The sequence below is a fragment of the Capnocytophaga haemolytica genome, assembly GCF_001553545.1.
GTDB classification, from domain to species: domain Bacteria; phylum Bacteroidota; class Bacteroidia; order Flavobacteriales; family Flavobacteriaceae; genus Capnocytophaga; species Capnocytophaga haemolytica.
Map to the genome: position 1 here is coordinate 1222501 of NZ_CP014227.1, position 14173 is coordinate 1236673.

8 protein-coding genes and 2 rRNA genes are annotated in these 14173 nt (G+C 47.0%); 8 read left to right on the plus strand and 2 right to left on the minus strand.

What is annotated here, in order from left to right:
- The first annotated feature begins 94 nt into the window (after nt 1–94).
- The 8 genes from AXF12_RS05350 (at nt 95) to AXF12_RS05380 (ending at nt 10554) form a co-directional block, all read left to right on the plus strand.
- Nucleotides 95–2941, plus strand: a 23S ribosomal RNA gene (locus AXF12_RS05350).
- Between the two features lie 112 nt (nt 2942–3053).
- Nucleotides 3054–3161: ribosomal RNA gene (gene rrf, locus AXF12_RS05355) — 5S ribosomal RNA — on the plus strand.
- 158 nt (nt 3162–3319) lie between these two features.
- Complete coding sequence (locus AXF12_RS05360) at nt 3320–5743, plus strand: efflux RND transporter permease subunit (protein WP_066428990.1); 2424 nt, start codon at nt 3320–3322, stop codon at nt 5741–5743.
- A 26-nt stretch (nt 5744–5769) separates the two neighbouring features.
- Entirely contained in the window at nt 5770–7044 is a 1275-nt protein-coding gene (locus AXF12_RS05365) for an NAD(P)/FAD-dependent oxidoreductase (protein WP_066428991.1), read from the plus strand.
- A 108-nt stretch (nt 7045–7152) separates the two neighbouring features.
- Nucleotides 7153–8322, plus strand: coding sequence for a hypothetical protein (locus AXF12_RS05370; protein WP_066428993.1), 1170 nt, complete (start codon nt 7153–7155; stop codon nt 8320–8322).
- Entirely contained in the window at nt 8323–8988 is a 666-nt protein-coding gene (locus AXF12_RS05375) for a hypothetical protein (protein ID WP_066428995.1), read from the plus strand.
- A gap of 299 nt (nt 8989–9287) precedes the next feature.
- Nucleotides 9288–9599 carry a hypothetical protein gene (locus tag AXF12_RS12070; protein WP_143325064.1) on the plus strand — a complete coding sequence of 104 codons (312 nt, stop codon included), beginning with the start codon at nt 9288–9290 and terminating at the stop codon, nt 9597–9599.
- Nucleotides 9600–9741: 142 nt separating this feature from the next.
- A complete protein-coding gene (locus AXF12_RS05380; RefSeq protein WP_066428996.1) occupies nt 9742–10554 on the plus strand; it encodes a DUF6261 family protein in 813 nt (270 codons plus the stop codon).
- Between the two features lie 280 nt (nt 10555–10834).
- Here AXF12_RS05380 and AXF12_RS05385 read toward each other — a convergent pair whose 3' ends face one another.
- Together AXF12_RS05385 and AXF12_RS05390 are read right to left on the minus strand one after the other, a co-directional pair.
- Nucleotides 10835–12067 (minus strand): HD domain-containing protein, encoded by a 1233-nt coding sequence (locus tag AXF12_RS05385; RefSeq protein ID WP_066428998.1) that lies wholly within the window; start codon nt 12065–12067, stop codon nt 10835–10837.
- Entirely contained in the window at nt 12051–14171 is a 2121-nt protein-coding gene (locus AXF12_RS05390) for an LTA synthase family protein (RefSeq protein WP_066428999.1), read from the minus strand. Before AXF12_RS05390 ends, AXF12_RS05385 begins: the two co-directional genes overlap by 17 nt.
- Nucleotides 14172–14173: the final 2 nt, after the last annotated feature.

The following is a 14173-nucleotide window of genomic DNA, read 5'->3' on the forward strand; positions in this document are numbered from 1 at the left end:
AGTTAAAAGTGCACAGTACACATCAAAAGATAGAAAGAATCAAAGAGAACGAGGTAGTCAATTACTCTGCAAGGAGTAATTGACACTACAAGCGCAATAAGTTATGTAAGGGCGTATGGGGGATGCCTAGGCTCTCAGAGGCGAAGAAGGACGTGATAAGCTGCGAAAAGCTGCGGGGATTGGCACATACGAGGTGATCCGCAGATATCCGAATGGGGCAACCCACTGCATTGAAGGTGCAGTACATCGTAAGATGGGCGAACCCGCTGAACTGAAACATCTTAGTAGGCGGAGGAGAAGAAAACAAGAGTGATTCCGAGAGTAGTGGCGAGCGAAATCGGAGCAGCCCAAACCTATGTTGTTACGGCAACATAGGGGTTGTAGGACCTGGAGATTGGTTGCAAACATGAGAATTAGAATCGTTTGGAAAGACGAGCCATAGCGGGTGATAGCCCCGTATAAGTACGGTTTGTAAATCATACAGGAATCCTGAGTAGGTCGGGGCACGTGGAACCTTGACTGAAACTGCCGGGACCATCCGGTAAGGCTAAATACTCCTGAGAGACCGATAGTGGACCAGTACCGTGAGGGAAAGGTGAAAAGAACCGTGAATAACGGAGTGAAATAGACCCTGAAACCATACGCTTACAAGCGGTCGGAGCTAAGTAATTAGTGACGGCGTGCCTTTTGCATAATGAGCCTACGAGTTACTGTTACCAGCCAGGCTAAGTATTTCAGATACGGAGTCGTAGCGAAAGCGAGTCTGAATAGGGCGGGTGAGTTGGTAGTAGTAGACGCGAAACCTGGTGATCTACCCTTGGGCAGGTTGAAGCACTGGTAACACAGTGTGGAGGACCGAACTGGTTGTCGTTGAAAAGACTTCGGATGACCTGAGGGTAGGGGTGAAAGGCCAATCAAACTGGGAAATAGCTCGTACTCCCCGAAATGCATTTAGGTGCAGCGTTGACTCAAGAGTTTATTAGAGGTAGAGCTACTGATTGGATGCGGGGGTTTCATCGCCTACCAATTCCTGACAAACTCCGAATGCTAATAAATGTTGATCAGCAGTGAGGGTATGGGTGCTAAGGTCCATATCCGAGAGGGAAAGAACCCGGACTATCAGCTAAGGTCCCCAAATATATGCTAAGTTGACCAAACGCGGTCTGATTGCAGCGACAGCTAGGATGTTGGCTTGGAAGCAGCCATACATTTAAAGAGTGCGTAACAGCTCACTAGTCGAGGAGTTAGGCATGGATAATAAACGGGCATAAGCATATTACCGAAGCTATAGACCTGTGCAATAGCACAAGTGGTAGGGGAGCATTCTATCGTCGTTGAAGCAGTGTTGTGAGACATTGTGGAGGTTATAGAAAAGAAAATGTAGGCATAAGTAACGATAAGGCAGGCGAGAAACCTGCCCGCCGAAAGATCAAGGATTCCTCAGCTATGCTAATCAGCTGAGGGTTAGTCGGGGCCTAACGCGAATCCGAGCAGGAGAAGTGGATGGACAACAGGTTAATATTCCTGTACTTTCATACTGATAAAAGTGACGGAATGAGGTAAGAGTTGCGTACTGACGGAATAGTACGTTGAAGGTGCTGTTATGGCACTGATAGTACACTAAGGCTTCGGCTGCGGTGATAATGCTCTAAGAACATTTCCAAGAAAAGCGAAGTATGAAACCCGTACTGTAAACCGACACAGGTGATCGGGAAGAGAATTCTAAGGCGCTCGAGAGATTCATGGCTAAGGAACTAGGCAAAATAGACCTGTAACTTCGGGAGAAAGGTCGCCTATTGCAAAACAATAGGTCGCAGTGAAAAGGTCCAAGCGACTGTTTAACAAAAACACAGGGCTCTGCGAAATCGAAAGATGAGGTATAGGGCCTGACACCTGCCCGGTGCTGGAAGGTTAAGAGGAGAGTTTAGCAGTAATGCGAAGATTTGAATTGAAGCCCCAGTAAACGGCGGCCGTAACTATAACGGTCCTAAGGTAGCGAAATTCCTTGTCGGGTAAGTTCCGACCTGCACGAATGGTGTAACGATTTGGACACTGTCTCGGCCATGAGCTCGGTGAAATTGTAGTATCGGTGAAGATGCCGATTACCCGCAGTGGGACGAAAAGACCCTGTGCACCTTTACTATATCTTCGTATTGGTCTTGGATAAGTGATGCGTAGGATAGGTGGGAGACTATGAGTTGTCTGTTCCGGCAGGCAAGGAGTCGTTGTTGAAATACCACCCTTTGCTTATCTGAGGTCTAACCCTGCAGAGTGCAGGGGACAATTCGTGGAGGGTAGTTTGACTGGGGTGGTCGCCTCCAAAAGTGTAACGGAGGCTTCTAAAGGTTCCCTCAGCACGCTTGGTAACCGTGCGTAGAGTGCAATGGTATAAGGGAGCTTGACTGAGAGACGGACGTGTCGATCAGGTACGAAAGTAGAGCATAGTGATCCGGTGGTTCCGTATGGAAGGGCCATCGCTCAAAGGATAAAAGGTACGCCGGGGATAACAGGCTGATCTCCCCCAAGAGCTCACATCGACGGGGGGGTTTGGCACCTCGATGTCGGCTCGTCACATCCTGGGGCTGGAGAAGGTCCCAAGGGTTGGGCTGTTCGCCCATTAAAGTGGCACGCGAGCTGGGTTCAGAACGTCGTGAGACAGTTCGGTCTCTATCTACTGTGGGCGTTAGAAATTTGCGTGGATCTGACTCTAGTACGAGAGGACCGAGTTGGACGCACCGCTGGTGTATCTGTTGTCTTGCCAAGGGCAGAGCAGAGTAGCTAAGTGCGGATGGGATAAGTGCTGAAGGCATATAAGTACGAAACCCGCCACAAGATGAGATTTCTTTTAAGGGTCGTGGGAGATGACCACGTTGATAGGTTACAGGTGTAACGGTGGTAACACGTTAGCCGAGTAATACTAATCACCCGTAGACTTGCTGCGCGAGCTCTTACTTTGTTTTTTATCCTAATGTGTTAAAATATGATAGCGAAAGAGGGGTTGTTAGGTTGTGGTATACTCATACCCCATACCTCAAACCTCAGAGCTAAAGACTTAAGGTGGTTATAGCTAAAGGTCTCACCTCTTACCATACCGAACAGAGCAGTTAAACCTTTACGCGCAGATGGTACTATGCAAATGGGAGAGTATGTCGCCGCCTTCTTTAAGAAGCCTTCTCATCTTGAGAGGGCTTTTTTATTTTCTATAGCTTATTGTATCTACAATTTTTATGCTTTAAGGATAATTTTTTATCCTTTTTTTACTGCATATCTCTAAAATCTTCCGTAACTTTGCAGCCGAATTTTCTTAAAGATACAGCAGATGCTTAAATGGCTCAGAAACGATTTTTGGACTACTATGGCGCGCATTATTTTGCGCAATAGAATTGCTTGGCTTTCAGCTATTGTGTTGATAACTATTGCCTTAGCGACCCAGTGGAAGAATATCCGTTTTACCTTCACTGAGGCGAATATGCTGCCAGATGATCATCCGGTGAACGTGCAGTACAGAAAATTCCTCTCAAAGTTCGGTGAGGAAGGCAACCTTATCCTGCTGGCTATCGACGATGAAAAGATCTACACCCCCGAGGTGCTGAATAAGTGGATTGCTCTTGCTGATTCGCTTCAGAAGTTTAAGCAAATCGATGCGGTGATTTCGATTAACAACCTCCCCATCCTCGCTAAGGATACTACCGAGCAACGCTTTACCACCCATAAATTTATTACAGGAAAAGTAACTTCTCAGGCACAGGCAGATAGTCTTAAGGCGGAACTCTCGCAGCGGCTGCCATTCTACGAGGGCTTGATCTATAACAAAGAAACCCAGACCCTGCAAACGGCGGTGTATATGAACAAAAAGATCGTCAATACCAAAGCCCGCAAGGAATTTATATTGAACGACTTTATCCCGCTGGTAGAGCGCTTCGAGGCACAGACACACCTACGCGTACACACCTCAGGAATGCCGTATATCCGCACACTGAGCGCCCAGAATATTATGGACGAGATAGGCCTATTCATCGCTGCAGCGCTGCTTTCTACCTCGCTGATATTCTTTTTCTTCTTCCGCTCGTTCCGCGCGATGTTTATTTCTATGGGAGTCGTCTCCATTGCCGTAATGTGGGTCTTCGGGTTCCTCGGACTCTTCAATTATGAGATTACTATCCTCACGGGACTCATACCGCCGCTGGTGATCGTTATCGGCATCCCGAACTGCGTCTTTCTCATCAATAAATACCAGCAGGAAATCAGCCACCATGGCAACCAAGCCAAATCCCTGATACGCGTGATCCGCAATGTGGGAAACGTCACGTTGCTGACGAACCTTACTACCGCCATTGGCTTCGCAACTTTTATTTTCACAGAAAGTACACTGCTAAAACAGTTCGGAATCATCGCATCGATCAACGTCCTTTCGATTTTCCTTCTGTCGCTGCTTATCATCCCCATCATCTACAGTTATCTCCACATCCCACGCGAAAAACACCTGCGCCATCTGCACCGTAACTGGATCGGCGGGTTGCTGCGATGGATCGAATCCGTGGTGAAGCATCATCGCATTGCCGTCTTCTCCACGGCGATTATATTGCTGGTTGCGAGCATCATCGGCATATATCGCATCAAGATTTCTGGTAGCCTCATTGAGGATATGCCCAAATCGGCGCCGTTCTTCAGCGACATCCTGTTTTTTGAGAAAAACTTCGGGGGAATTATGCCGTTGGAGATCACAATCGACACCAAACACAAGAACGGGGTGACGCGACTCTCTACCTTGCACAAAATCGATCAGCTTTGTGCCCATATTGAGGAAATCCCAGAGATTTCAAAGCCCATTTCTATCGTGAATCTCGTTAAATACGCCAAGCAAGCCTATTACAATGGCAATCCGAAGTATTTCTCCCTCCCCACCGCGCAAGAACAGAGCTTCATCCTCTCTTACGTGAAAAATTCCAAAGGAAATGCCCAAATGCTCTCCGCATACGTCGATTCCACAGGACAAACAGCCCGAATCACAACGTTTATGAAGGATATCGGCACCGAAAAGATGCAGCAAATCGAACACGACATATACACCAAGGCGCAGAAGCTCTTCCCATCAAACAATTACGAGCTACAAATCACGGGCAAGGCGTATATGTTTACGAAAGGCACAGATTATCTGGCGACGAACCTGGTAGGCTCACTCGCGTTAGCCATTTTCCTGATTGCCCTAATAATGGCGTATATGTTCCGTTCTGTGAAGATGATTATTATCTCCCTCATCCCCAACCTGTTGCCGCTGCTCATTACGGCGGGGTTGATGGGGTATCTCGGCATTCCGCTCAAGCCATCAACCATATTGGTCTTTAGTATTGCCTTCGGTATCTCGGTCGATGATACGATACACTTCCTCGCCCGCTACCGCTTGGAATTAGTTGCCAGAAACTGGAAGATTAGCAAATCCGTGTACGCGGCACTCAGAGAAACGGGCGTGAGTATGTTCTACACCTCCATCGTGCTGCTGTGCGGCTTTTCCGTGTTCCTCCTCTCGAGTTTTGGCGGCACCAAAGCCCTCGGCGGGCTTATCTCGGCCACGCTATTCTTCGCAATGGGAACGAACCTACTCCTACTGTCGAGCTTGATCCTGTCACTCGATCGCACGGTATCCAACAAAGAGACAATTAAGGAGCCGACCATCGACATCTTCCCCGAGGAGAAAGATGATGACAGCGACGAGGATGACGAGGCACTTTCAAACGTAAAATAATTCAGAAATTATATCGATAATACCTTATGGAAAAAAGAAAACACATCGTAATCGTTGGTGGCGGTTTTGCAGGATTGCAATTAGACAAAATCCTCGACAAAGGCGCCAAATATCAAATCACACTGGTGGATATGAACAATTACAACTTCTTTCCACCCTTATTATACCAATTGGCAACGGGTTTTATGGAACCTTCATCCATTTCTTACCCATTTCGCCGATTGCTGCGACATCGTAAGAACACAAACTTCAGGATGGGCGCACTCCAGAGCGTCGTCCCTGCGGAACATAAGATCATCCTCAGCAACGGCGAACTTCATTACGACATATTAGTTATCGCTACGGGCGCTGAGACTAATTTCTTCGGAAATAAGAACGTTGAGGAAAAGGCGATGCCAATGAAGACCGTCGGCGACGCGCTGATGCTCCGCAACTTAGTCTACACGCGATTAGAGCGCGCCACTCGCACCGATGACAAAGAATACCGTCGCAAATTGCTCTCCTTCGCCATTGCTGGGGCTGGTCCCACAGGCGTGGAGCTGTCGGGCACGTTTGCAGAGATGAAGCAAAACATCATTAAGAAAGATTACCCAGAGCTGTCGCACGAAGATTTGGGCGATATCTATCTGATCGATGGACAGCAAACCGTGCTGGCGCCAATGTCCGAGAAAGCGCAACGCTACACCGAAACCGTGCTGCGAAAGAAGGGCGTCAAGCTCAAGCTGGGTGTTTTCGTCAAGGACTTCGTAAACGACGAAGTGCTGCTATCCGACGGCACCGTCGTTGATGCGCGTAACCTTATCTGGGCAGCGGGCGTAGCAGCAAAGACCTTCGACGGCATCGATGCGCCAGAACACTTAGGGCGTGGGCGCAGAATGAAAGTAGACGCCTTCAATAAAATGGAGGGATATGAGGATATCTATGCGATAGGCGATGCCTCGATAATGACTACCGATCCAGCCTTCCCCCAAGGCCATCCGCAGCAAGCACAAGTCGCCATACAGCAAGCTAAGAATCTCGCTGAAAATCTCAACCGAGAAATGCAAGATCCCAAGCCATTCATTTACGACGATAAGGGATCGATGGCGATTATCGGGCGAAACCAAGCCGTGGCTGACTTGCCGCGACATATCTTCCTAAAAGGATTCCCCGCTTGGTTCATTTGGGTGTTCATCCACATAATGTCGCTGGTCAACTTTAAGAATAAAGTGCGTACCTTCTACAATTGGGTGGGCTATTACCTCAGTAAAGACCAATCCTACCGAATGGTGTTACGCCCGAATGAAAAAGCAAAAGGATAAGGCCATATATTAAAATTTTTATATTTAGGTAACGCATCGGATTGCTTGCATTCTGGTGCGTTATTTTTAAAAAACTGCGTTTTTTACGCCAAAATTATCAATTTACCGATGGAAATAGCATCAAAACAATGGAAACAACAATTGCAATACGCGCTACAAGGTCGCGACTACCAAACGCTCATCACAACCACCAGCGAGGGCATTCCCATCCTCCCGTTTTACACTGAGGAGCACGTGGGGGAGCCTTTTACCATCAAGGGGCGGAGTAGGGTAGGGGTGCACCTTTTCTGTTCCGACCCTGAGCTGACGCTTCAGAGAATGCAAGAGTTCCACAATAGCGGGGTCGATCTATTCTTGGTGACGCTCATTGCCCCGTGCACCTACGAGCAGATCCCCAAGCAACTGCGTATCGAGGGCGCCCAAGTGCTATTTACTCCCGACCCACTCATCGACGCCTTTCGCAGAGGCATTTTACCCCCAAACACCTTGCGTACAGACCTCTCCTCGCCGCTGCAACTCAACGCAACGCTGTATCGAGAGGCAGGCGCCAGCCTCACCCATCAGATGGCTTATGCCTTAGCCCAAATAAAGGAATACGACACTGACAACGACACCGCCGATATATATTTGCGCGTGGCAGTGGGCGAAGCCCTTTTGCTGGAAATAGCTGCCCTGAGAGCTTTGCGCAAACTCCTCCGTGAGCAGTTCCCAACGCGGAGAACGCACATCGTCGCTGAGGTTTTGCAGCGCAGGCTCACCCTTGTCCGATCGAACTACAATAAGGATTATATTCCTCTCGCTTATGAGGCAGCCGCTTTGGGGCAGGCGGATTTTATCATCACCCAAACCTCAGATTTCTATCGTTATAAGAACGAGATGAAGGAGCATACACAGATACAAAATTTGCTAAGTATCATCAAGAAATCGAGTGTCGGCTTCATCAATGAGGCTTATTCCGTGCAGGCGCTCACCAAAGAAATCTATCATACAGTAAGCCTAAAATACGAACATATACAGTCGCAAGATGGCTTGCTAAATTTCTACCAAAAAGAGCAATTACAATGGGAGATTAAAAGGCAAAATAAGCGGGAACAGCAGGAATTCGATGCGCAACTCATCGAGGCGGGCATCACTCCTGAGAATACGCACATCTACGGCGAGGAACACTGGAACTTATACCCGTTTACCAAAAAACTGAATGCAATAACTAAATTTTTTCCACTGATACCCAAACGATTGTGGCAGAATTTTGAATTAACTTCTATAAAACAAGCATAAATGGAATTACAGAGCACACCAATAGCAGGCGTAGCCCCTTACGAGCGTGGCTACAGCTCGATGGGCAATTTGCACTGCACGCCGCGCATTTTGCCAGTGTCATTTTTCAATGATATAGCGTTTTTGCCCGTCGATATCCCCGAAGAGGTAGAGATCCTTTGTAGCAGCTTCGAGACTTTCAACGCATATCGTGGCAATAAAAAAGCGATTCTGTTTTCTAATAATTTATCCTTAGAAACTACTGATCCACTGCTTGATGCCGAAAATATTTACTTTTCGGATCTACTCTTAGGGTCGAAGAGAAGTTTAGAAAAGTTCCTTGACTATTACACCTATATATATAAGGAGCTTTCGATGGAGTGCGTACCGACAAATAAAATCCGCGTGATGGTTTTCTTTCGCAATAGTTTACTCAAAGAGATGAAAAAAGTACGCAAGCTACGCGCCCTTTCCTGCGAGCTATCGCAGCGGTTGGGTGTGGATATTCAGTTGCCTTTAATCGCCTATGTGAAGGATACCAGTCAATGGGTGCTCGCGCTATCGATGGGCATAGATACTGTGGTTGCTAACTTTGAGAACCCTCTCACGGTCGATCCGTTGCAAGCGTTGCTGGTGCGGCGTAGCCTTATCACCAGCACTATCGATCCGTTCTACGGCGGATCGTAATTACATTGCTTTTTCATTTTTTAGCATTTATATGCGGGCGCACTTTGTCAATAATTGGCAGAGTGCGCTTTTCTTTTGGCACGATTATTGTATTATATAAAGCGTCGAAAGTTCTTTGAAATACTTTATTATAGGAATTTTTAGAAACGCAGTTTTTTGTAGTTTTTAAAAAATAAAGTTTTTGGGAAACATTGCTGCTGAGAGTTTTTTTCGAGAATTACGCTCAGATGCATTGCTGCTGAGAGTTTTTTTCGAGAATTACGCTCAGACGCATTGCTGCTGAGGCTACTTTTCGAGAATTGCGCTCAGACGCATTGCTGCTAGGGCTACTTTTCGAGAATTATACTCAGACGCATTGCTGCTGGGGCTACTTTTCGAGAATTACGCTCAGACGCATTGCTGCTGAGGCTACTTTTCAAGAATTACGCTCAGACGCATTGCTGCTGGGGCTACTTTTCGAGAATTACGCTCAGACGCATTGCTGCTGGGACTACTTTTCGAAAATTACGCTCAGACGCATTGCTGCTGGAGCTACTTTTCGAGAATTACGCTCAGACGCATTGCTGCTGGATCTACTTTTCGAGAATTACGCTCAGACGCATTGCTGCTGAGAAATTTTATTTCGATGAAAACGCAAAAACGACATTTTTTGTAAATTAATTATATAATTATACGTATAAAATGTATATATTACACACATATAAAAATTAAAATTATTATCAACTGAATTGTTTAATTAAAAATTAGTAAAATATGAAAGCAAAAAAGTTATCTTTTAGTTTTACACGTTTGTGGAATAGTGAATACCCTGTGGTGGTAGAAAACATTTTAAAAATTGTTGAGAAAAACAATCCAGAAGAGCTACATCTTAAAAAGGTATACGACAAATTAAATGCGTTTGTGCCTGATTTGGAAAAAATAAAAGCGCAAGCAAAGAATACAGGAGCAACTGACATAATCACACAGAAGGATGACCTTCGCGACCGCCACACGCGTGCGATTTTCACCGTTGTTGATACGTACCGCAAGTCGGGTTTTGATAATTATGCAGAAAGCGCAAAGACGATAGCTACTTTTTTCAAGGATAATGAGTATACGCGTGGCTTGGTAAATGAGAACTACACATCGCAGACCAGCAAAACGAAACAGCTTATCGCAGATGTGGAAGCCAATACTAAGATAAAGAAGGCATTCGACGTGCTGGGTTTGTTCCAGCCACTGATGAAACTCAAAACTCTCAACAACGAATTGGCTGAGCTATTCCGTAACCGCACTGCCGAGCAGGCGCAAATGCCCGAGGTGGACATCAAACAGCTCCGAAAGAAAGTAGATGAGGTGATCGACCAGCTTTTTATCACCATCGAAGCCAGCCGATTGGAATACGACGATAAGGATTACAACCCACTGATAAAGGAGATTAAAACACTCTTAGATTATCACCGTGCGCAGTTAAAAACACGTAAAACCAAAAGCGCTACGAAGAAATCAAAAGAAAAATCGGAAGAAACGCCTACGCCAGAGGTAAAACCAGTGGAGAATGGCTATCCATCCGAAGTCTCTGAATAATTCCTTAGGGGGTTTTTGATTATAGTAAATTTTTGATGTTTAAGGCCTTCTATTTTTAGAAGCCGAGGAGCCGCAGGCATTCGCCTGCGGCTTCTTTTTCTAGAAGTATAGTTTTTTTAACTTAAAAGCTAAATAAAGTTGTAGCAATTTGGTATTTCCCAATTAAAATATATAGAAATTTATAGCAAAAAAAATTCCCGTATATATCTAATAAAGAAATATACGAGAAATTTTCTTGTCGTCAATTTATAATAAAGAAGCACCCTTAGCAACGGTGTCGCTAAGGGTGTTTTCTTTTAGGATAGCATACATAATATTTTACTACGGGTTTTGCCAGTGCTTCTAAGTTGGATTGATCGGAGGCTCGGGCAACATCGATGACGCGTCCGTTCTTCGTCAGGATTTTTATGGGTTGCTCTTCGGCGTTATAGGCGCGGTTGCTGAGGCGGTCGGTAAATACGAAGTAAGATGCCTCAGCCTTGCTAATGCCGTAGATCGCTGCTATTTTCTCGCGCAGGCGACTGAGTTTCTCGGCATCGAACTCGCTGCTGCGTACCTTTACTTTGGGTAGATCGCGGTAGAGGAGCATTCGGCTTAGACGCGACAGCACTGCGTCGGGGTGAAATTGCCATTGCTTCATAGCGAAGATGATGTCGGTATCGTCCAGCGCGGCGAAGCGTTCGAGTACTTCTTCCGTGAAGTCGTCCTTGTGAATGCGCTGCGAAATGAAGAATGCTAAGGCGCCGCTCATCGGGAGGGTGCCGCCCTCGCTGACGATCTCCTTTGCCCGCTGGAGCAACTTGATGAGGAGCTGTTCCGCAGCAATGCTCGTTTTGTGAAGGTACACCTGCCAGTACATCAGGCGTCGCGCAACCAAGAATTTCTCAACGGAGTAAATTCCTTTTTCTTCTACCACGAGCTCGTCGCCGCGAACGGTGAGCATCGATATGATGCGCTCGGAATTGATGTTCCCCTCGGCAACTCCCGTATAAAAACTGTCGCGCTTGAGGTAATCGGCTCGGTCCATATCCAATTGGCTGGAGATGAGCTGGTGCATAAATTTCCGTGGGTAAGTGCCTTGGAATATTTGTATGGCGAGGTCGAGTCGCCCTTTGAATTCGCGGTTGAGTGCCTGCATAAATCGCAATGAGATTTCCTCGTGCGAAATACCCTCGACGATGCTGTGTTCCATAGCGTGCGAAAAGGGTCCGTGCCCGATGTCGTGTAGCAGGATAGCGATGTAAAGCCCTTCTGCCTCGCGATCGGATATCTCGACGTTTTTGCTGCGGAGTGATTCCACCGCTTTTTGCATCAGGTATACGCAGCCGAGTACGTGCTGAAAACGCGTGTGTCTGGCACCAGGAAACACCAAATACGACAAGCCCATCTGACTGATGCGCCTCAGCCGCTGAAAATAGCGGTGCTCGATGATGTCGAACACCAGCGCGCTGGGGATATGCAGAAATCCGTAGACGGGGTCGTTAATTATCTTTAATTTATTTCTGGATTGCATCGAGCTGCTTGTTTTTTAGCCAAAAAGAGGTGGATTGATACGCAGATATGCCTTCATCGGCTTGGGTTTTGTCGATCTGCTTGCGTTCTACCTCATCGTAGAGGATGGGATAGGCTGGCGACGGCTGTTCTGGGCGTTGCTTCAGGTCGTATTGCACGGTTTTCTTCAGCGGCGAGATAATGGTGAGTTTATCTGGGGTCAGATACCCTAAATCTTGGTAAGTTGCGATGTAAGCTCGTGGCTGATAACCTTCTTTTAGCACATCTTGCCCGATGAATTTCGAAGTATAGGTGAAGTTCATAAGTCCGAGCACGGTGGGCATAATGTCGATTTGTGAGATGAGGGTATCGACCTTGCGAGGCTCGATAAAATCGGCGTAGATGAAGCAAGGGATACGGTAGCCATCCAAAGGAAGCTCGGTGCTGCCCGCACTCGACGCGCAGTGATCGGCAACGACGATGAAGATGGTATTTTTGTACCAAGGCTGTGCCTTAGCCATCTCGAAGAAACGCCTAAGTGCGTAGTCGGTGTACTTGACACCGCCTGAACGCGACTTTTTGTCGTTAGGAATATCGATTTTACCCGCTGGATAGGTAAACGGGCGGTGATTGCTGACGGTCATCCAGTGATTGAAGAATGGTTTGCCTGTTTTAGCCTCGTCGTTCATCACTTTGATAGCTTTTACAGCCATATCTTCGTCGCAAACGCCCCAGATGTTAGCAAAAGTTACCTCGGATGGCTGGAAACTATCGCGATCGACAATTTCATAGCCGTTGCCTTGGAAGAAATCCTTCATATTATCAAAATAGCTGTATCCGCCGTAGAGGAATTTGACTTGATAGCCCTTGCTCTTGAAGAGGCTTCCTGTCGAAAACTTATTTTTGTTATCCTCACGCTTGATAATGCTCTCCCCAGCTGTTGGCGGGATACAAAGTGTAAGGGCTTCCAAGCCGCGCACGGTTCTGTTGCCAGTGGCGTAGAGGTTTGTGAAGAAAAGGCTGTTGCTTGCCAAGCTATCCAAGAAAGGGGTGCGGTGCTCGGTGTCGCCGTACATCGTCAGGTATTCAGCCGATAGACTCTCGACGGATATGAGTACCACGTTGCGGCGCTGCTCGTCGCCTTCGTTGCTGATAGTTCGCTCGATGGCGGGGGCGTGGAGTTGGCGTAGCAGGGTGTTTTCGGCGACCTTCTCGGGCAAGGTGGGGTAGAACTGATCGTAATCGAGCTCGCTATGGGTGAAGGCGTAATAGAATTTGTAAACGCCATTGGCTTGGATTTCCTCGGCGAAGAGTGTACTGCCCTTAATGCTGCTGAGGGCTGGCAATAAACACAAACTCAGCAATGCCGCCACTAAATATGCCCCGAGCAAGATGCCTTTTTCAGCCAAATTGGGAATGGATTTCAGGGCGACGCGCGTTCTGAGGAAAAGGAAGATGGTGATAGCGAGGGTTACCACGCCGACAGCAGTAAATAGCGGCACGACGGGGTAGCTTTCCATTATATTGCCAATGACTTCGTTGGTGTATATCAGATAATCGACAGCGATGAAATTGTATCGAATGCCGAACTCGTTCCAGAAGAAATATTCGCTCACCGCGTTGAAAATGATGGCGAGCACGTAGATGAAGAGGGTTAAAAAGTAGAGGGCTTCACGGAGTTTGGCTCGCAGGCGTTTCTGGCGATCGGCGTCTTTATAGATACGTGGTAGCAGCAGCAAGAGCGCGAAGCAGAAGGTTTTAAATCCGAAGAATGCAAGGGCGATCTCAGGGATAACGCCGCCGTACTGGTTGAAGATATTGCTCGGAATAAAGAGGATGTAGCCTAAGAGTAGCAGCAAAGCCACCAGAATGATAAGCCCGTACGGCTTTTTGTACTTGACATCGGCGATAAAAAGGAAGTAAACCACTAAGATGCTGCTGGCAAGTGTGATGAGCAATGTGTCGGAAATGGCACCGATGACGAGCATCTTGATGACATCCCACGCAGAAAAGGCAGCGGTGGTAATCGGGTGCAACATAAATACGAAGCGCATCACCATCGAGAGCACTACGTAGAGTCCTCCGATGTATAAAAATGGTTTTAGCTTGTCGATAAAGTATTTCATTA

Excerpts from the sequence above, each read along its gene's own strand:
- AXF12_RS05360 (WP_066428990.1), top strand. The coding sequence starts at position 3,320 with ATGCTTAAATGGCTCAGAAACGATTTTTGGACTACTATGGCGCGCATT.
- AXF12_RS05365 (WP_066428991.1), top strand. The coding sequence starts at position 5,770 with ATGGAAAAAAGAAAACACATCGTAATCGTTGGTGGCGGTTTTGCAGGA.
- AXF12_RS05370 (WP_066428993.1), top strand. The coding sequence starts at position 7,153 with ATGGAAATAGCATCAAAACAATGGAAACAACAATTGCAATACGCGCTA.
- AXF12_RS05375 (WP_066428995.1), top strand. The coding sequence starts at position 8,323 with ATGGAATTACAGAGCACACCAATAGCAGGCGTAGCCCCTTACGAGCGT.
- AXF12_RS05380 (WP_066428996.1), top strand. The coding sequence starts at position 9,742 with ATGAAAGCAAAAAAGTTATCTTTTAGTTTTACACGTTTGTGGAATAGT.
- AXF12_RS05385 (WP_066428998.1), bottom strand. The coding sequence starts at position 12,067 with ATGCAATCCAGAAATAAATTAAAGATAATTAACGACCCCGTCTACGGA.
- AXF12_RS05390 (WP_066428999.1), bottom strand. The coding sequence starts at position 14,171 with ATGAAATACTTTATCGACAAGCTAAAACCATTTTTATACATCGGAGGA.